Source organism: Lysinibacillus sp. RC46 (assembly GCF_041262385.1).
Taxonomy (GTDB): Bacteria; Bacillota; Bacilli; order Bacillales_A; family Planococcaceae; genus Lysinibacillus.
The window spans coordinates 35,360-53,050 of sequence record NZ_JBGCCF010000014.1 but is presented as its reverse complement, the minus strand read 5'-3'; the positions used below and the strand labels follow the sequence as shown (position 1 = coordinate 53,050).

Below are 17,691 nucleotides of genomic sequence, written 5' to 3'. Positions count from 1 at the left end.
ATAGTATTAGCACTCCTCTTAGTTGAGTGCTAACAGAGGTGATGATCATGCTAACAAATCGGCAATTACAAATATTGCAAGCTATTGTAGATGACTTTATTATGTTTGCACAGCCGGTAGGTTCTCGCCAAATCTCCAAAAAGAAAGAGATTACATTTAGTCCAGCCACAATTCGAAATGAAATGGCGGATTTAGAGGAATTAGGCTTCTTAGAAAAAACGCACACTTCCTCTGGTCGAGTGCCTTCGGAAAAGGGTTATAGATTTTATGTAGATCATTTGTTGAACCCACAAGGCATTAATTCAAGGGATATTCAGCAAATCCAATCAATTTTTAATGATCGTTTGGTAGAAGTAGAGCATATTATCCGAAAGTCAGCCAATATTTTATCAGAGCTGACATCGTATACATCGATTCTTTTAGGACCAGATGTTCAAAGACATCGAGTAAAACGATTTTCAATTGTGCCACTCTCTAGCGATTCAGCAGTAGCGATTATCGTAACGGATAACGGGCATGTTGAAAATCGCATGTTTAGTTTACCGCCTAATTTTACCGCTTCTGATTTAGAGAAAATGGTTAATATCTTAAATGAACGTCTCGTTGGTGTTTCATTAGAGGATATTCATAAAAAACTCGAAGCTGAAGTGCTAACAGTATTACAACAGCATGTTCGATCAGCGGATGATTTTATCCACGGTCTCGTTACAGCGACGATGCATAATTCGGAAAGTAAAATTTTCTATGGTGGTAAAACAAATATGTTCAACCAACCGGAATTCCACGATTTAAATAAAGTCCGTATGATTTTGGACTTAATGGAAACGACTAGCCAAGTGCAGTCACTCTTCCATCCTAATGAATCGGGCATTCAAATTCGTATTGGTTCAGAAAATAAACAACTAGAAATGGAAAACTGTAGTGTCATTACGACCACTTATTCTATTGGTGAAGATCAGCAAGGGGCTATAGCAATTATTGGTCCAACACGTATGGATTATAAGCGTGTCGTTGCTTTACTAGACGTAATGCGCATGGATTTATCACAGGCCTTTACGAAGAATCGTAGTGATTGATAATGAGGAGGATTAAAGTGACTGAAACAACTGAAAACAAAGACCTTGTGCAGGATGTACAAGCTGAAAATGTAGTAGAAGAAACAGAAGTAGTAGAAGAACAAAAAGCTGAATTAACACTCGAAGAACAGTATGAAGCAAAGCTAGCTGAGTTACAAGCAAAGTTAGACGACGAGGAAAGTCGTCATCTACGCTTACGTGCTGACTTCGATAATATTCGCCGCCGCAATCAGCTTGATCGTGAGGCTGCTGAAAAGTATCGCGCTCAGAGCTTACTGTCTGATTTACTGCCAGTAATCGATAATTTCGAGCGTGCCTTACAAGTTGAAGCGACTTCTGAAGAAACTGCTTCCATCGTGAAAGGTATTGAAATGGTGTACCGTTCTCTTATAGAAGCTACTGAGAAGGAAGGCTTACAGATTATTAAAGCTGAAGGTGAGCAATTTGATCCTAATGTTCACCAAGCTGTCATGCAGGAGCAAGATAGTGAAAAAGCGACGGGTGTTGTCTTACGTGAGCTTCAAAAAGGCTATATGTTAAAGGATCGCGTATTACGCCCAACAATGGTATCTGTAAACGAATAGACTTAGTACTATTTAATTAATTACATTAGTTAGAAAACGCGTCATTTGCGTTTAAATAATAGGAGGAAATTTTTATGAGCAAAATTATCGGTATTGACTTAGGAACAACAAACTCTTGTGTTTCTGTACTTGAAGGCGGAGAACCAAAAGTAATTCCAAATCCAGAAGGAAACCGTACAACACCATCTGTTGTTGCGTTTAAAAATGGCGAACGTCAAGTTGGTGAAGTAGCAAAACGTCAATCAGTAACAAATCCTAACACAATTATTTCTATTAAATCTAAAATAGGTACATCTGAAAAAGTTAAAGTGGAAGATAAAGAATATACGCCACAAGAAGTTTCTGCAATGATTCTTCAATACTTAAAAGGCTATGCTGAAGACTACTTAGGTGAAAAAGTAACTAAAGCAGTAATTACTGTACCTGCTTACTTCAACGACGCTCAACGCCAAGCTACTAAAGATGCTGGTAAAATCGCAGGTTTAGAAGTAGAGCGTATTATCAACGAACCAACAGCTGCTGCACTTGCTTATGGTTTAGACAAACAAGACACAGACCAAAAAGTATTAGTATTTGACCTTGGTGGCGGTACATTTGACGTATCTATTCTTGAATTAGGTGACGGTGTATTTGAAGTATTAGCAACAGCTGGTGATAACAAACTAGGTGGGGACGATTTCGACGATGCTATCATCGAATATCTTGTTGCAGAATTCAAAAAAGAAAACGGCATTGACCTTTCTAAAGATAAAATGGCTATGCAACGTCTAAAAGATGCGGCTGAAAAAGCGAAAAAAGACTTATCAGGTGTAACATCTACTCAAATTTCTTTACCATTCATCACTGCTGGTGAAGCGGGTCCATTACACTTAGAAATTTCTTTAACTCGTGCAAAATTTGACGAAATTACATTACCATTAGTAAACCGTACAGTAGGTCCAGTACGTCAAGCATTATCTGATGCAGGTCTTTCAACATCTGAACTTGACCAAGTAATCTTAGTTGGTGGTTCTACTCGTATTCCAGCTGTACAAGAAGCTGTACGTAAAGAAACTAATAAAGAGCCACACCGCGGTGTAAACCCTGATGAAGTTGTAGCAATGGGTGCTGCTGTTCAAGGTGGCGTATTAACTGGTGATGTAAAAGACGTAGTTTTACTTGACGTAACTCCACTTTCATTAGGTATAGAAACAATGGGTGGCGTATTCACAAAATTAATCGACCGTAATACTACGATCCCAACATCTAAATCACAAGTATTCTCAACTGCAGCTGACAACCAACCAGCAGTAGATATTCACGTGCTACAAGGTGAACGCTCAATGGCAGCAGACAACAAAACATTAGGTCGCTTCCAATTATCAGATATCCCACCAGCACCACGTGGTGTACCACAAATCGAAGTAACATTCGATATTGACAAAAATGGTATCGTATCTGTTAAAGCGAAAGACCTTGGTACAAACAAAGAACAAACAATTGTTATCCAATCTGATTCTGGTCTGTCTGAGGAAGAAATCGAACGTATGGTAAAAGATGCAGAGGCAAATGCTGAAGCGGATACTAAACGTAAAGAAGAAGCAGATCTTCGCAACGAAGCTGACCAATTAGTGTTCCAAGTTGACAAAACAATTGCTGACTTAGGCGAGCAAATTACAGAAGACGAGAAAAAATCTGTTGAAGATGCTCGTGATGAACTGAAAAAAGCGCTTGAAGCTGGCGAATTAGAAGGCATTAAATCTGCTAAAGAAAAACTAGAAGGCGTATTACAGCCATTAGTTATGAAAGTATATGAACAAGCTGCAGCAGCTGCTCAAGCAGCTCAAGGTGGCGATGCTGGTGCAGATGCTGGCGCTGGTAAAAAAGATGATATCGTAGACGCTGATTTTGAAGAAGTAAAAGACGATAAATAATAGTAAGAACACAGTTAAGTGAAGAAGCCAAAGACCGCTTGCGGCTTTGGCTTTTCTCTTTATAGTTAGCTATAACCTACGCACATTTATTCGTCTAGGTGCATAGGTTAACTGCGAGAAATGTGAAGAAACATATGTGCAACATTTTTAATGAATATTTAATAATAAAAATAGAGGCAGTTTTTTTAACTGCGTGATACAATAGATTTTATGCAAAAAGAGCGGAGTGTGAATGATGGAGAAACGCGATTACTACGAGGTGCTTGGTTTAACGAAATCAGCTTCTAAAGATGAAATTAAAAAAGCATACCGTAAATTATCAAAACAATACCATCCTGACCTTAATAAAGAGCCAGGTGCAGATGAAAAATTCAAAGAAATCGCTGAAGCTTATGAAGTGTTAAGTGATGATCAGAAAAAAGCACGCTATGATCAATTTGGCCACGAGGATCCAAATGCAGGCTTTGGTGGTGGCTTCGGAGGCGGCGGCTTTGGCGGCTTCGAGGATATTTTCAGCTCATTCTTTGGTGGTGGCGGTCGCCGTCAGGACCCGAATGCACCGCGCAAGGGTGATGACCTTCAATATCGTATGAATATTACATTCGAAGAAGCGATTTTCGGGAAAGAAACAGAAATCGAAATTCCAAAAGATGAATTATGTGATACTTGCCACGGTTCAGGTGCAAAACCAGGTACTAACCCCGAAGTATGTTCAACATGTCAAGGTGCAGGTCAAGTAAATCAAGCTGTAGATACACCTTTTGGCCGTGTGATGAATCGTCGTACTTGTTCTACATGTCATGGCGCAGGTAAAATCATTAAAGAAAAATGTTCAACTTGTCGTGGTGAAGGAAAAGTTCAACAACGTAAGAAAATCAAAGTTAACATTCCAGCAGGTGTGGATGATGGTCAGCAAATTCGTGTGTCTGGTCAAGGTGAGCCAGGTATAAATGGAGGCCCAGCGGGGGATTTATATATTATGTTCCGCGTTCAAGGACATAATGAGTTTGAACGTGATGGCGATGATATTTATTACGAACTAAAACTGACATTCCCACAAGCAGCTCTTGGTGATGAAATTGAAGTTCCGACTGTTCATGGAAAAGTAAAACTACGTATTCCAGCGGGCACACAGTCAGGTGCGCAATTCCGTCTAAAAGACAAAGGTGTCAAAAATGTACATGGATATGGTACAGGGAATCAATATGTAACAGTAAAAGTTGTAACGCCAGAAAAATTAACAGAAAAACAAAAACAATTACTACGTGAATTTGCGGAAATCAGTGGTGATATTCCTGAAGAGCAAGGAAGCTCGCTATTCGATAAAATTAAGAAAAAATTCCAAGGTGAATAATTAGAGGAGCTGAAGAGCTACGTGAAGTGGTCAGAATTATCCATTCATACAAAAAATGAAGCGGTAGAAGCAATTTCGAATATTTTGCATGAAGCAGGGGCAAGTGGTGTGGTTATTGAGGATTCTGCAGAATTTGCGAAGCCACGAGAGGATCAGTATGGTGAAATTTATGCGTTAAATGAAGCGGATTTTCCGAGAGATGGTGTTATTGTTAAGGCTTACTTATCGGAGTCTAGTTTTTTAAATGAAACAGTCGAAGAAATTAAGGCGGCTATAACAAATCTAACGAACTTCAACATCGATATTGGTGAAAATGTTGTATCGATTGTGGAAGTGAACGAGGAAGACTGGGCAACAGCATGGAAGCAATACTATCATCCTGTAAAAATTTCTGAACGCTTTACAATTGTGCCAACATGGGAAGAATATGTACCAGTATCAACAGATGAATTAATTATTGAATTAGATCCTGGTATGGCTTTCGGTACAGGAACACACCCTACAACTGTTATGTGCTTACAAGGGCTTGAGAAGGTCGTAAAAGAGGGCGATACAGTTATCGATATCGGGACGGGTTCAGGCGTTCTATCAATTGGTGCAGCCTTACTAGGAGCTAAGAGCGTACATGCACTTGATTTAGACGAAGTAGCTGTACGTTCAGCACAAGAAAATGCTGCATTAAACAAAGTAGATGATAAAGTATCTGTATTCCATGGAAATCTATTGGATACAGTTAAGGAACCAGCTGATGTCGTTGTGGCTAATATTTTAGCAGAAATTATTATGTCCTTTACTGACGATGCATTTTCAGTTGTTAAACCGGGTGGATTATATGTCACTTCAGGCATCATTGGCGCGAAACGTGATGATGTAAAAGTAGCACTAGAAGCTTCAGGATTTGTAATCGAAGAAGTATTACTAATGGAAGATTGGGTAGCGATCATTGCCCGTCGACCACAATAAATTGATTGAGGAAGCGCCAAATCGTGAGCCGAGTGCTGGCGATTTGGCGTTTTCTCTTCTTGCTATAAAGGAGTATGGTAACATGCAACGCTATTTTATTGAGACGACCATTGAGGAAGCACGTATTAGCGGAGAGGATGCGCGACATATTGAACGAGTAATGCGTATGAAAGAAGGCGACAAAATCGTTGTAGTTGCACAAAATACCGCCCATATATGTGAAATTGAAGCCTTCGAAGCAGATGAAGTATACGTTCAAACTACAGGTGAAATTATTCCTTCTCCGGAGTTACCTGTAAATGTAACAGTGGCATGTGGTTTGCCAAAGGGCGATAAACTAGAACTTATTACACAAAAGGCAACAGAGCTTGGAATGTTTGCCTTGTTGCCTTTTGAAGCGGAGCGTTCCATCGTTAAATGGGATAAAAAGAAGGGTGCCAAAAAGCAAGAGCGTCTACAAAAAATTGCTAAAGAAGCAGCTGAGCAATCCCATCGTACACATATCCCGGAAATTTATGAACCAATCTCTTTTAAACAGCTAGTAGAACAAGTTGGCAAATTCGACGCCGTTTTTATAGCAGATGAAGAGGATGCAAAAGCAGAACGACGCACAAGATTTTCGGAGAAGTTAAAAAATGTGTATGACAAGAAGTCGAAATCAATTCTTATTATCTTTGGTCCAGAAGGAGGCATTGCTAGAAAAGAAGCAGATGCCCTGCTTCAAGCCGGTGCCCAAACGATGTCATTAGGACCTCGAATTTTACGAGCAGAAACGGCACCACTCTATGCACTGTCTGCAATCTCTTATGAATTTGAATGAAATAAGATTTAGCCTTGTCAAAAGAGGCTTTTCACGCAATAGCTGTGCATGGGTAAACTGCAATATAATTACGTGTAAGTGCAGTCGTGGCAAGGTTTGAAGGAATAAGCGAAAATCACAATCAATGACTTAATCCTAACAAAAAGAGCTGATTCAAAAAATTTGAATCGGCTCTTTTGCATTGTAGACCAAATAAACTCGTTAGAATAGGTTCGATTTTTAAAAGAAAAGCTTTAAAACACAAGTAAGATAAAACAATGCTCAACTCAAAAATCTCATTTCGATTAAAAGTAAAAAACTAGTATACAAGTCCATGTATAGTTTTAAGTGCTTCATATTCTAATATAGAGCGCTCCCTAATACTAAAAAAATGAAAAGAGGGAATTTCTTTGAGTGATCAATCAGATATTCAAGTAAATCAAGTCGAACCTTGTCCAGTAACATCAACAGAACAAATACCATTAAATACTGCTACTACTCCAGTAGTCGCTACACCGTTAACGACTCCAACTATTAAAATTCCAGTTGTACTTGCAGAACCAACATTGCAAATTGCTGTGGAGGCAGATATTACGCTTACACCTGCAGCAACTGAAATCAAAAGAGTGAAAAAAAATGTATTCCTGAATCAAGTAAAACTAGTACCAGTTGCTTTTGCACGTATTGCTGGCACTGACTTTTTTAGGGTAACAAGAGCTAAATTATTTGTAGCGGGAAATATTCGCAAAAATATAGAATATGCTACAGCAGCATGTAACGCGGCACTCCAAGATAGAATTGCCGATGTTCCTTTTTCTGGTTTTACAGACCTTACTTTCCCACAAACAGTAGGGGGCCCTACTCCGATTTTAGGGATTTCTGAGTTTGCAGAAGCGAACTTCCTTAATGAAACTACGCAAATGGATGCTCGATTGGATAAAGCATTCTTCCAAAATCTAGTTAAATACAATGAACAACCATTTGGCGAGTTAGTAGCTGCAAACTTCTTTGAACTTGATTTTTCACCGGTTATGGCAGCACCAGAAGGCACTTTCGACACATTACGTGAAAAAATCGTGCTAGAGCTTACTGTAAAAGTATTGCAAGTTCAACAAATTCGCCTTGGAGCTGGCACTAATGTTATAACTCCTATTCTTACAGGGCTTACTCCTCCAGTTAGTCCGGTTATTACTCCACCTACTCCTCCTTCTAATCCTAGTTGTTAATCTCAGTTTTTAGGGGAGTATAACAGAGAAAGGGTATTTCGAGGGCACTGAAAAAATCTAAAATTTAAGTTGGCAGTTGAAAGTTCGGTTAAATCGAACTTTCAACTGCTTTTTGTATTAAAAGAATGCTATTAAATAATTGAGTTGAAAACAAAATAGTGGATAGATAAAATTTTGGGTGCTATCGTCTCTCAAACACATGGGATCTTAATTGCTACCTGAGATTTGGAAAGTACTCTGTGACAAAAGTGAAAATAAAGCATAATATGGATTGTAATTATAAGTGCAACACTTAGATCAAAATAAAAGTAGCTCATAGTGATGTTGTTTGACAATATTCGAAAAAGGGGCATTCATTAAAAGCTATACACATCTATCATATATTCGAGCAAAAATAGAAGAAAAAGTGTTTAGCTGTTATCAAACATTAGAGAAAATGGAAATGGCAGTTTTTTACCAATCCCTATTCATCATGGCAACGTAAGTAAATGAAAACAGGTTACTTCGTGAGTTTTGCCTGAAGAAAATGATTTTGAACATGTCTCTCTATCGTAGGATTTTACGGATCAAATGTTGCACAATATTTATCAAAAACATTATTTGGGAGTGAACTAATGCAAACTCCATGGATTAACTATAAAGTGATGAAAGAGATAAGTTCCGAACAAAAATATAATTGTCAAATTGAACCCAGCGAAATGGATCAAGCATCGCAACAAAATTCTCCTTATTCCGATTTTATAAATGATCTCTTTGATATAGAAAATGAAACCAGCCTTGCATCACATTTAGATTCCAATTATGAACTACTCATTCCTTGTGAAATTAATGTAGGGGATGAAATGAATGATCTTCTTGATACAGCCGATGTAGATGAAACCAAGCCTGTGGAAGAACAGAAATATGCATCTCATCTAGATTCTAATTGTGAACTACTCATTCCTTCTGAAACTAATGTAGGGGATGAAATGAATGATCCTCTTGATACAGCCGATGTAGATGAAACCAAGCCTGTGGAAGAACAAAATTCTGTAGCCCATTTAGATTCTCGTGAACTACTTATTCCTTTTGAAACGAATGTGGGGAGTGAAATGAATGATCCCCTTGATTCAGAAGAAACAGATGAAACCAAGCTAGAGGAAGAGCAGAATTTTGTAGCTTGTCTAGATTCCGATCGTGAACTACTCATTCCTTGTGAAACTAATGTAGGGGATGAAATGAATGATCCCCTTGATTCAAACGTTGCAGAAGAAACCAAGCCTGTGGAAGAACAGGATTTTGCATCTCATCTAGATTCCGATTGTGAACTACTCATTCCTTCTGAAACTAATATAGGGGATGAAATGAATGATCCCCTTGATTTAGAAGATGGAGAAGAAACCAAGCCTGTAGAAGAACAGGATTTTGCACCCCAACTAGACTCTAAACGTGAAATTTGCAGTCCTTCTAAATCTGATGTTGGAAAGAAAATAATATGTCTTATTGATACAGAAGAGATGGAGAATAACAATTTTACAGATCGTGTTAATGCATTTCCTGAGTCAGTACAAGGAAAAGTATATTCTAAAACCCAAAAAAGCCCATTCTCTACTCACGTAGAAATTGATGATTTTCTTCATGCTCCTATCTGTGGTGAGATTGTTAAAAATACATTTGATTTTCTTGATCCAGACAATCATCTTACTCCGCAATTTGAAACCAAACTATTTAGTACTACAACGGATTATCCTGAACAACCTGATTGTCGGTTGGTTCACTCAAAAATTAATCAAATTGTATTTTTAACGAAAACTGATACTTATGATAAAAATAATCTGAAGGGTAATCAGGCTAAATCAGTTGTAGTTTCCTTACATAACACACAATCAATTAATAAAGGAGAAACCAATCATCACTCTTACGGTTCCGATGACTTTATGCACATTAGAGCTCCAGTTGTAGTAGGGGAATATAAAATAGAAATAGGCCTTGAAGAGAATATCGTATTTGAAAAAGGCATTGTGGAAGTTAAAGATATCTCGAATGAGGTAGTATTAACCAATTGTAGATTCGTTCCTACTCAGTTTTCTCAATCATTAGGTAATGGGACATGTTCAGCATTGAGGGGGAATTTATTTATTGAAGGTTATATTCATCAGAGTATTGAATATACAGCATCTCACACTGGGAATGCAGTACCTGCACAAAATGGGTCATTAATTCATTCAAATCAAATGTGTCAAAACATAGTATTAGAAATAATCATTCATTTACTACAAGCACAGAAAATTCGAGTGCCAAAGTTCTAAAGGATATTTGAACTAATATCTCTGTTTAAAAAACTCTTTTTTAAAAAACTAGTGTATATGTCCATGTATGGATTAATTCCCTACATATTCTAGCGATATGAGTATTCTCATAAAAAAAATGAAAAGAGGGAACATTTTGAGTGATCAATTAGATAATCAAGTTAATCACGTTAGTAAAGTCGAACCTTGTCCAGTGGCATCAACTGAACAAATGCCATTAACTAGTGCTACTACCCCAGTAGTCGCTACACCGGTTACGGCTCCAACTATTAAAGTTCCAGTGGTACTTTCAGAACCAACACTTCAAATCGTTGTGGAGTCGGATATTACGCTCACTCCTGCAGCAACTGAAATCAAAAGAGTGAAAAAAAATGTATTCTTAAATCAAGTTAAATTAGTACCGGTTGCTTTTACACGTGTTGACAACACTGACTTTTTTGCGGTAACAAGAGCTAAGTTATTTGTAGCGGGACATATTCGCAAAAATATAGAATATGCTTCATCAGCATGCAATGGGGCGCTTCGTGATAGAATTGCTGATGTTCCGTTTTCTGGCTTTACAGACCTTACTTTCCCACAAACACCTGGAGGCCCTACTCCGATCTTAGGAATTTCCGAGTTTGCCGAAGCGAACTTCCTTAATGAAAAAACGCAAATGGATGCTCGATTGGATAAGGCTTTCTTCCAAAACCTCGTTAAATACAATGAACAACCATTTGGCGAGTTAGTAGCTGCAAACTTCTTTGAACTTGATTTCTCACCAAAAATGGCAGCACCAGAAGGCACTTTCAGCACATTACGTGAAAAAATCGTGCTGGAGCTTACTGTAAAAGTACTGCAAGTTCAACAAGTCCGCCTTGGAGCTGGCACTAATGTAATAACTCCTAATCTTTTCGGACTTACTCCTCCTACTAGTCCTTGATAATCTCTAGTTTTTAGGGGAGCAGAACAAAGAAAAAAGGCAGTTTACTGCAAAAAAATGTAATCGAAAAATTAACCATGTAATATTAATTTGGCACTGATAAAAATCCAATATTTGAGTAGGCAGTTGAAAGTTAGGTTGAATCTAATTTTCAACTGCCTTTTTACAATTTTATAACCAAAGAAATTGATTTCTTTCGAGGGTTTATTGGGAGAAGCTAGAGAGTTGTAAAATGATGAGGGGAATAGCAGGTGTCTTAATTAAAATAAATGGATTAAGATGGATAAAATAGCTGTTTTTGGTTTTAGTGGAACGACCTATTAACAAGCAGGTACTCGATACTACGGTGCCTGTTTTTTTATTCAAAAAAATAAGCTTAGCCAAAAAGCTAAGCTCATTATCTTTATTTGTGCTATTATAAGACACGTTAATAATTTTATTTATTGTAGTGTACTCTTGAAAGGATGATATATATTATGAGTAACGAGCGACCGAAAATCGTGAGTTTCCATACTCTAGGTTGACCATTTCCCAAATGAGAAAGCCAATTCAAGTAAAATTTGGATTGGCTAATCTATTTTATACAGAAAAGTCCCGGCCTATTGTAATGCCTTAATCACAGCCATGGTGTTAAGGTATAGAACCGATTGTTGGTTTCTATTTGTTTATAAATAAAAATCCCCTCCTAAATATATGGAGGGGAAAGATAATTAATCTTTATTTAATTGTTAATGAATAAGGCATGTCATAGCTTGAGCGCCTAAACAACTAGCACAAGCTACCACACTTACAATATTTCCGCCAAATATTACAGAGAGACAAGCAGCGGAACATAATTCTTTCCTAAGTTCACCAGCATTATTCCAGCATATTTTAAACAATCCCAAGTATCGCTCCAATAACCTGTTTGACCACTATCATATGGAGATACCTCGTTGTATATTGTTCTGTCAATAACTTCATTTGTACCTACATCAAGAGTCATGCAACCACTTTTTCGTCATTTAATGTTGAATAGGTAACTTCAATTTCCTTATTTTCGATATTAAGAACTGATTTCATGATAATAAAATCATCACTAACTTCACCAGATGTTTTATCATAAGCAGTCAATAAACGAATATCAAGGTTTTCATTGTTCTGCTTATAAGGTATCATTAAACCATCTTTATCTTTGCCGAAATCCATGAATTCAGTATTTTTCCAATCGAAATCATCTTTATTGTACTCACTATGATTAAACTTCTCCGCTATATCTAAATCTTCTTTTACATCGTTTATTACTAAATTATTATTTAAAAAACCTGCTTTTTCCATTTGTAAAGGTACTTTTTGTGAACAGCCACAATCGTTATTGTTATTCACATCGTCTTCTTTAGCTAAAGCTCCATCTAAATTTGCGGATAGGGGTTGTAATGCTAAAAACATAACCATTACCAAAAAGATTAATTTTTTCTTCATTTACAATTCCTCCTGAATCTTAAATTTATTTTTTTTTGAAAAACTTGTACCACGGAACACCAATGAAAAAAACGGCAATTAAAAGATAAAAAAAATCACGAGATTGTATCCCGTCCGAAAAAAGTATTAGTAATAAGGCTATAAATGCCAATATTCTAATTAAAATAGTTTTTTTCACTAAAGACCCCCATTCCTTTACAAAATATTACGAAGCTTTTTAAAAAATGGAATTAACATCAGTAGAAAATATTACCATTAATTATATATAATTTCCATATATTTATAAAGAAATAGGTTATGCAAGTAATATTTGAGTTTGGAGAGATGAAAGAAAGGCACTCATTTTTTAACAATGAGTGCCTTTCTCCATGAATAGAACCTGGTCAGTCACAAAAAAGTATCTTAAAAGTACTGATTTCAAAAGGTTTGTGTTATTATAGTTCACGTATCTAAATTATGGACATCAAATAATAATTAAAAGTTAAGAAACAAAATGTAATGCAATCTTGAAAGGATGAAATATATTATGAGTGAAACGCTTCCTAAAACCCTAGCTCTATATACATTAGGTTGTAAAGTAAATCATTATGAAACAGAAGCAATTTGGCAACTATTTAAAGAAGAAGGCTATGAACGTACAGAATTTGATCGTCAAGCAGACGTTTATGTCATTAATACATGTACAGTAACAAATACAGGGGATAAAAAATCCCGTCAAGTTATCCGTCGAGCTATTCGTCAAAACCCAGACGCTGTCATTTGTGTAACTGGATGTTACGCTCAAACATCTCCAGCTGAAATTATGGCGATTCCTGGTGTTGACATTGTTGTAGGAACACAGGATCGTACAAAATTACTTGGCTACATAGACCAATATCTTACTGAACGCCAACCGATTAATGCTGTACGCAACATTATGAAAAATCGTGTTTATGAAGAATTAGATGTGCCTGCATTTACAGACCGTACACGTGCATCTTTAAAAATACAAGAAGGTTGTAATAACTTCTGTACGTTTTGTATTATTCCATGGGCACGTGGGTTAATGCGCTCTCGAGATCCTCAAGAAGTATTGAACCAAGCCCAACAACTAGTGGATGCGGGGTATCTTGAAATTGTTCTAACTGGTATTCATACAGGTGGCTATGGACAAGACTTAAAAGATTACAATTTAGCTCAGCTACTACGTGATTTAGAGGCAAATGTGAAAGGCTTAAAACGTCTTCGTATTTCTTCGATTGAGGCAAGTCAATTAACAGATGAAGTGATTGAAGTTTTACGTGAATCAAAAATCGTTGTTAATCACTTACACATTCCAATCCAATCTGGCTCTGATACAGTTTTAAAACGTATGCGTCGTAAGTATACAATGGAGTTCTTCGGTGAACGCTTAACTAAACTACATGAAGCGTTACCAGACTTAGCTGTCACTTCTGATGTAATCGTAGGTTTCCCAGGAGAAACTGAGGAAGAGTTCATGGAAACATATAACTTTATACGTGATCATAAGTTTTCTGAATTACACGTATTCCCGTTCTCTCCACGTACAGGTACACCAGCAGCGCGCATGGAGGACCAAATTGACGAGGACATTAAAAACGAACGTGTTCACCGATTAATCGCATTAAATGACCAATTAGCAAAGGAATATGCTTCTCGCTTTGAAGATCAAGTACTAGAAGTAATTCCTGAAGAATTCGTGCATGATGGAAGCGATGAGGAAGGGCTTTTAACAGGTTATACAGATAATTACTTAAAAGTAGTCTTTGAAGGTCCTGAAAGCCTAATCGGTCAGCTTGTGAAGGTGAAAATTACTCAAGCTGGATATCCACATTCTAAAGGGCAATTTGTTCGTGTTTTAGAAATTGTAAAATAAAATAGAGTAAATATGAAGAGAAACACCGTTCGAACTTTGGACGGTGTTTTACTTTATTTTTGATTAATGATATCACTCTTATAGAAATCGCCTAACTATAAAAGAAATTAGACGGCAACGTTAAAAAATGTTATGATGCCAAAGAGGTACGTACAACTTGTTGATAGAGGAGAGTTTAATAAAAATGGAACAAAATTTCGCGCGTATGATTGATCACACATTATTAAAGGCTGAAGCAACAAAAGAGCAAATCGAAAAACTGTGTGCAGAGGCAAAACAATTTAACTTTGCTTCTGTTTGTGTAAATCCAACTTGGGTAAATTATAGCAGCGAGCTTTTACAAGGCTCAGAGGTCTTAGTTTGTACAGTAATTGGCTTCCCTTTAGGCGCTAACACGCCAGCTGTTAAAGCATTCGAGGCGAAAGATGCGATTGCTAACGGTGCTAAAGAGGTAGACATGGTTATAAATATCGGTGCTTTAAAGGATCAAAACTATGACCTTGTGCAAGCAGATATCGCTGCAGTTGTTGAAGCGGCTGAAGGCAATGCACTTGTAAAAGTAATTATTGAATCTTGCCTTTTAACTGACGAAGAAAAAGTAAAAGCATGTGAGCTAGCTGTGGCAGCGGGTGCTGATTATGTGAAAACATCAACTGGTTTTTCTACTGGGGGCGCAACAGCAGAAGATATTGCATTAATGCGTAAAACAGTTGGCCCAGATTTAGGTGTAAAAGCCTCTGGTGGTGTACGAAGCTTAGAGGATATGAAAAAGATGATTGAGGCTGGAGCAACTCGTATTGGAGCAAGCTCTGGTGTTGCTATTATGAACGGATTAATTGCAGATTCTAATTATTAATAGTAATGAAAATCCTTATATAGTAAGTGTTACGGGGCTGTTCGTTAGGAACTAGCCCCACTTTCATTTAAAGTTTGACTAAATGCCGCTACGGATGCCTCTTCCATTTCTTTTAGAACATGACCATATATTTCATAAATCATTTTAGGAGTGTTATGTTAGATTGAATTTCGATATGCTCCCAACGTTGTATTTAAATTTGTTTTTGATAAAGCCTTTTGAAAATTGTGCATCCCCAATGACGACTAATCATTTAATTGGGTTGTATATTACGATTCAACAAAGACGAGTTAAATAGAAATGTTCAGTTTTTGTTGAGAATAATGTAGTGATCTATCAATGTCATTGTAAACAAACAAATGAACACACCAATGACAAAGCCCAGGTACTCAATTAATTTTGAGCCTGGGCTTTTTTTATGCGTATCGATAATATAATCGTTTAAAAACTAATATCTGGCTTAAAGTACTTACTACATCTGTAAAAGTTTTAAGAGAAGTATTGAGACTTAAAAATACTACAATATGGGTAAGCTATTGTGAAATTTACGTAATTATTTGTAGTATCTGTACCAGAAAAGGTGACTGTATCACCCGAATTATATGACCTCTCCAATTGGAGATTTTAGGATACACCTAATAATCAATGCTATTTTTTCTATTGGCATGGTAATTTTAACTATCCCTATTTTAAGATCATTTAGGGATAAGCAAGTTAGCCGAAAAAGAAAAATATGGAATGCTATATTGGTAGCAACTATCTGTATGTTTATTTTATTGATAATTCAGTACCGCTTTCTGTTGTTTTGGACTATATAAATAGTCACCAAATTTGCAATTGCTACTTTTAATGTCAGTATAAGAATCTATCAAACTCCACTCTGGTTAACGTTTAAATACCATATAGATTTTAATAAAAACAGGCAAAGTTATTCACTTTGCCTGTTTTTTTAATATACCTATAGTATTTCGACTTTGAATTATCACATTATAACCATCATATCAAAAAACAAAAAAATATACTCAATATCATAACCCCCTTGACAATATACGTCATGTAAGAGGATGTGTCTTGTTACTGATTTTAAAAAAACTGTCAGAAAGTTAGGTGAGTGCCTGTTTTTTTGAGTTTCTGTCAGAAGTGGTAGAAAAAATAATTGGAAGAAGAACAAAAACGTAAAGAAATGGAATCCCAGCAAAATGCGAATAAAGATGAATAATAAAATAAGCACTTGCTACGGCAGGTGTTTTTTTGTGGATGCCCAAATAAAAAATGGCTGTTATGAAAAATTGTTTAATAATACAAAAATTAGCTAATTAATGTATAATTAAGTCGGTATATTTTGACTTAGTATCGTGTGAAAGAGAAAGTGGTGGAAAGATGAAAAATAAAAAAGGGATAGTTATTGCTAGCATTATATTATTATACTGTGTAATTGATGTTATCTATACGCTTTTAGTAGTTGGAAAAATCAATTGGTCTATATTATTTTTAGCAATATGTATGATTGGCTTAATAGAAGTTGCTATCTCCAATAATAAATTACTTAAAAAGAACTTGAATAAGTAAATATAAGGGCATATTCTAAAACTCAAATTTGCATTTTATACCTTACGTAATGGTGAAATTAACATAAGAAGGGAGGTATTCTATTGTATAAAGATGTTTCAAAGTTTCAATTGGTGCTATCCTTTTTGATGATTTTTGTCGGTTTTTCGCAAGCGTTTAACAACTGGGGAGAAAAGAGAGCTTTATCTTTATTCTTTTTGACTTCTAGTATTTTAGTTTTAATTCTTGCGATTATTGCTTTGATTGTTTATAGGAAACGGCAAATAACTAAAGACTGAAGAGTTGTTTCACCTATTCCTGTACACACGCTCGCCGTATTTTATTAGCCCACTACTTAATACATTATTTTGCATTATTAAAAAATACATATAGAAGTTAAAATAAAGGAATTACACCCCATTATCTATTGAGTTTGCATTAAACCAAAACTACAGATTCTAATTATTAATAGTAATGAAAAATACTTATAAGTAAGTTACGAGGCTGTTCGTTATGGACTAGCCCCATATACATTTAGAATTTAAAAACCCCTTTTACCCCCACAATTAAAATCCCCCTAATACTTGAGCAAGTTCATCAATTTCCTTAAGTGATTTATGACAAATATTTAATCAATCGATCTATTGTCATTGTTTCATTCACAATAACCCTCTTTTTAACTTAAAATAGATGATGTATTATTGAGAGTAATTGCAAAAATGTATAGGAAGGAATATGATAATTTTTATGGTTTTATAATCAAGCTTTTTATATGTAAAATTTATTATTGGACTAATAAATTTTTTCTTTATAAGAACATTGTAT

The 17,691-nt window shown here is 36.1% G+C and carries 14 protein-coding genes; 13 read left to right on the top strand and 1 reads right to left on the bottom strand.

The window, feature by feature from the left end; all coding sequences use genetic code 11:
• The first annotated feature begins 47 nt into the window (after positions 1-47).
• The 9 genes from hrcA to ABH966_RS14130 all read left to right on the top strand — a co-directional run bounded on the left by hrcA (position 48) and on the right by ABH966_RS14130 (position 11,125).
• Positions 48-1,076, top strand: coding sequence for a heat-inducible transcriptional repressor HrcA (gene hrcA, locus ABH966_RS14170; RefSeq protein WP_370079460.1), 1,029 nt, complete (start codon positions 48-50; stop codon positions 1,074-1,076).
• A 2-nt stretch (positions 1,077-1,078) separates the two neighbouring features.
• Positions 1,079-1,660, top strand: a complete 582-nt coding sequence (gene grpE / locus ABH966_RS14165) for a nucleotide exchange factor GrpE (RefSeq protein ID WP_370079459.1) — start codon at positions 1,079-1,081, stop codon at positions 1,658-1,660.
• A gap of 74 nt (positions 1,661-1,734) precedes the next feature.
• The gene (gene dnaK, locus ABH966_RS14160) at positions 1,735-3,573 is read left to right on the top strand and encodes a molecular chaperone DnaK (RefSeq protein ID WP_370079457.1); all 1,839 of its coding nucleotides are present in this window, start codon (positions 1,735-1,737) and stop codon (positions 3,571-3,573) included.
• A gap of 235 nt (positions 3,574-3,808) precedes the next feature.
• Positions 3,809-4,927 carry a molecular chaperone DnaJ gene (gene dnaJ, locus ABH966_RS14155; RefSeq protein ID WP_370079455.1) on the top strand — a complete coding sequence of 373 codons (1,119 nt, stop codon included), beginning with the start codon at positions 3,809-3,811 and terminating at the stop codon, positions 4,925-4,927.
• A 21-nt stretch (positions 4,928-4,948) separates the two neighbouring features.
• A complete protein-coding gene (prmA, locus tag ABH966_RS14150; RefSeq protein WP_370079453.1) occupies positions 4,949-5,890 on the top strand; it encodes a 50S ribosomal protein L11 methyltransferase in 942 nt (313 codons plus the stop codon).
• Between the two features lie 82 nt (positions 5,891-5,972).
• Positions 5,973-6,710, top strand: a complete 738-nt coding sequence (locus tag ABH966_RS14145; RefSeq protein WP_370079451.1) for a 16S rRNA (uracil(1498)-N(3))-methyltransferase — start codon at positions 5,973-5,975, stop codon at positions 6,708-6,710.
• Between the two features lie 389 nt (positions 6,711-7,099).
• The gene (locus tag ABH966_RS14140; protein ID WP_370079449.1) at positions 7,100-7,915 is read left to right on the top strand and encodes a CsxC family protein; all 816 of its coding nucleotides are present in this window, start codon (positions 7,100-7,102) and stop codon (positions 7,913-7,915) included.
• A gap of 614 nt (positions 7,916-8,529) precedes the next feature.
• On the top strand, positions 8,530-10,203 hold the full coding sequence (locus ABH966_RS14135; RefSeq protein WP_370079447.1) for a BC_2427 family protein: 1,674 nt from the start codon (positions 8,530-8,532) through the stop codon (positions 10,201-10,203).
• A gap of 136 nt (positions 10,204-10,339) precedes the next feature.
• Positions 10,340-11,125 carry a CsxC family protein gene (locus tag ABH966_RS14130; protein ID WP_370079445.1) on the top strand — a complete coding sequence of 262 codons (786 nt, stop codon included), beginning with the start codon at positions 10,340-10,342 and terminating at the stop codon, positions 11,123-11,125.
• A gap of 981 nt (positions 11,126-12,106) precedes the next feature.
• Here the strand turns inward: ABH966_RS14130 and ABH966_RS14125 are convergent.
• Entirely contained in the window at positions 12,107-12,586 is a 480-nt protein-coding gene (locus ABH966_RS14125; RefSeq protein WP_370079443.1) for a hypothetical protein, read from the bottom strand.
• Between the two features lie 526 nt (positions 12,587-13,112).
• On the opposite strand from ABH966_RS14125, the gene mtaB reads away from it, so the two are divergent.
• The 4 genes from mtaB to ABH966_RS14100 all read left to right on the top strand — a co-directional run bounded on the left by mtaB (position 13,113) and on the right by ABH966_RS14100 (position 17,165).
• On the top strand, positions 13,113-14,462 hold the full coding sequence (gene mtaB / locus ABH966_RS14120) for a tRNA (N(6)-L-threonylcarbamoyladenosine(37)-C(2))-methylthiotransferase MtaB (protein WP_370079441.1): 1,350 nt from the start codon (positions 13,113-13,115) through the stop codon (positions 14,460-14,462).
• Between the two features lie 184 nt (positions 14,463-14,646).
• The gene (deoC, locus tag ABH966_RS14115; RefSeq protein WP_370079439.1) at positions 14,647-15,318 is read left to right on the top strand and encodes a deoxyribose-phosphate aldolase; all 672 of its coding nucleotides are present in this window, start codon (positions 14,647-14,649) and stop codon (positions 15,316-15,318) included.
• Positions 15,319-16,698: 1,380 nt separating this feature from the next.
• The gene (locus ABH966_RS14105; protein ID WP_370079437.1) at positions 16,699-16,887 is read left to right on the top strand and encodes a hypothetical protein; all 189 of its coding nucleotides are present in this window, start codon (positions 16,699-16,701) and stop codon (positions 16,885-16,887) included.
• An 83-nt stretch (positions 16,888-16,970) separates the two neighbouring features.
• Complete coding sequence (locus ABH966_RS14100; protein ID WP_370079435.1) at positions 16,971-17,165, top strand: hypothetical protein; 195 nt, start codon at positions 16,971-16,973, stop codon at positions 17,163-17,165.
• The last annotated feature ends 526 nt before the right edge of the window (positions 17,166-17,691 follow it).

What these genes read in the sequence shown, in the direction of transcription:
- dnaJ (WP_370079455.1), top strand. Translation starts at nt 3,809, where the DNA reads ATGGAGAAACGCGATTACTACGAGGTGCTTGGTTTAACGAAATCAGCT.
- mtaB (WP_370079441.1), top strand. Translation starts at nt 13,113, where the DNA reads ATGAGTGAAACGCTTCCTAAAACCCTAGCTCTATATACATTAGGTTGT.
- deoC (WP_370079439.1), top strand. Translation starts at nt 14,647, where the DNA reads ATGGAACAAAATTTCGCGCGTATGATTGATCACACATTATTAAAGGCT.
- ABH966_RS14145 (WP_370079451.1), top strand. Translation starts at nt 5,973, where the DNA reads ATGCAACGCTATTTTATTGAGACGACCATTGAGGAAGCACGTATTAGC.
- ABH966_RS14125 (WP_370079443.1), bottom strand. Translation starts at nt 12,586, where the DNA reads ATGAAGAAAAAATTAATCTTTTTGGTAATGGTTATGTTTTTAGCATTA.
- ABH966_RS14135 (WP_370079447.1), top strand. Translation starts at nt 8,530, where the DNA reads ATGCAAACTCCATGGATTAACTATAAAGTGATGAAAGAGATAAGTTCC.
- ABH966_RS14105 (WP_370079437.1), top strand. Translation starts at nt 16,699, where the DNA reads ATGAAAAATAAAAAAGGGATAGTTATTGCTAGCATTATATTATTATAC.
- grpE (WP_370079459.1), top strand. Translation starts at nt 1,079, where the DNA reads ATGAGGAGGATTAAAGTGACTGAAACAACTGAAAACAAAGACCTTGTG.
- dnaK (WP_370079457.1), top strand. Translation starts at nt 1,735, where the DNA reads ATGAGCAAAATTATCGGTATTGACTTAGGAACAACAAACTCTTGTGTT.
- hrcA (WP_370079460.1), top strand. Translation starts at nt 48, where the DNA reads ATGCTAACAAATCGGCAATTACAAATATTGCAAGCTATTGTAGATGAC.